The organism is Plesiomonas sp. (genome assembly GCF_051650925.1).
Lineage (GTDB): Bacteria > Pseudomonadota > Gammaproteobacteria > Enterobacterales > CAMTGL01 > Plesiomonas.
Map to the genome: position 1 here is coordinate 1 of NZ_JBOFRH010000032.1, position 1,699 is coordinate 1,699.

Here is a 1,699-nt window from a genome sequence, read left to right on the forward strand (position 1 = left end):
TCAACAAAAAAGTGACGACCATAAAAAACAGCCCACACGATCCGGTGACTGTCAGCAATGCAATGACGCGAGAGAAAAGTAAGTTTGCCCCCCAATATAAACGAACAAAAAAGACCATCCATAAAAAATCACTTTCCGCTAATCTTATTGCTTGTTCTAATGATTGCGCATGGAAACTGCCCAAAATCAATAATGCCATGGCGAGAGTGATAAGCAGAGAAGCAATCAAATTGGTTGTTCTTTTCATGGTTATCCCCTACCTAAATCGCATTCAATGCCTATGATTGTATGGAGAACATAAAAGAGGGTAAACACATGAATGTTCGCTTTTGTGATAATAATGAATATGATTTGTATCAGAATATATGATTGATACTTGCATCATCACTTCGAAACAACGCTCAATCATACGAGTTCACTCACTGAAAATAATCACACTCGGTAATTACTCATGGGTATTATTTTCTGATTATTATTTAGGAAGTGATGAACAAAAGTAATTTCGTTACGGATTAAACCATACTGATACGCTTTCATACGTGATCCATGCCCGAGATCTCGCTAACGTAAAGGTAGAGTTAGTCCTCTGTCTTTTTAGTATTTCACTGCATTCATTTCTCCTGTGTGTTGAATTTCCCTCGCCAGATCCGTATCTGGCTTTTTTTTGCCTTGCACTCCAGAGTAGCTAACCACCGCATGCCAAATTGGCCATAAAAAAAGCCCACTGTGACCAGCGGGCTTACTTTAACGTGAAAAAATCGAGTTTTGTTACTTCAGTACTGCCAATGCCGCGGCATAATCGGGCTCATTAGCCACCTCAGCAACCAATTCACTGTGTAGTACGTGATTGTTTTCATCCAGCACAATCACAGCGCGCGCCGCCAATCCGACCATTGAACCGGTTGCGAAGGCTACCCCGTAATCTTGCATGAAAGATGCGGAGCGCAGGGTTGATAACGTGATGACATTTGCTAACCCTTCTGCGCCACAAAAGCGCGCTTGAGCAAACGGCAAGTCTGCTGAAATGCACAACACGACCGTGTTATTCAAGCCAGATGCCTCAGCATTGAACTTACGTACCGAGGTGGCACACACGGCAGTATCAATGCTTGGAAAAATATTTAAGATTTTACGCTGCGCACCAAAGCTGGCCAGCGTGACATCACTCAGATCTTTATCCACCAGCGTAAAAGGCTTGGCCTGTTCGCCTTTAGCGGGAAAATGCCCGGCGACTTCAACCGGAACGCCTCTGCGGGTAACCGTTGTGCTCATGTCCAATCCTTGCTTGCCTAGTTAATTAACCTCTTGAGTATAACCAAGGGACACAGCGACAAACACAGAGAAAACAGAGGGTTTTGTAATCCTCTACGGCGTACTGTCATGATTAGTTTACTTTGGTGGGTAAAGCAGTGAGCGGAAGATAAAAAAATGCACCGCTATCGGGAGAGATAACGGTGCAGCTATTCCACGGGAGGCCAGAGCGATAACGTGGCGCTTGAAATTACCTATTACGTTATCACCTTACCTATTTATTGATTGTGGTCACATATATCAATACAGATTGCGGGAAATGCATCACATTAATACTTCTGAAATTAATGTATTAGCATTTCAATTTTCCATCTGTATCAGCATTTGCAGCATCTTATTGAATTACCCGCGAACCCAACCACAGGCTATACATGGCTGCTCAGGGAAC

At 43.3% G+C, this 1,699-nt stretch carries 2 protein-coding genes; both read right to left on the reverse strand.

The window, feature by feature from the left end:
- On the reverse strand, positions 1 to 247 hold a 247-nt coding region (locus ACRC27_RS00760; protein WP_438638862.1), incomplete at its 3' end, for a hypothetical protein.
- 521 nt (positions 248 to 768) lie between these two features.
- A complete protein-coding gene (gene tpx, locus ACRC27_RS00765) occupies positions 769 to 1,272 on the reverse strand; it encodes a thiol peroxidase (protein ID WP_115149298.1) in 504 nt (167 codons plus the stop codon).
- Positions 1,273 to 1,699: the final 427 nt, after the last annotated feature.

What these genes read in the sequence shown, in the direction of transcription:
- tpx (WP_115149298.1), bottom strand. Translation starts at nt 1,272, where the DNA reads ATGAGCACAACGGTTACCCGCAGAGGCGTTCCGGTTGAAGTCGCCGGG.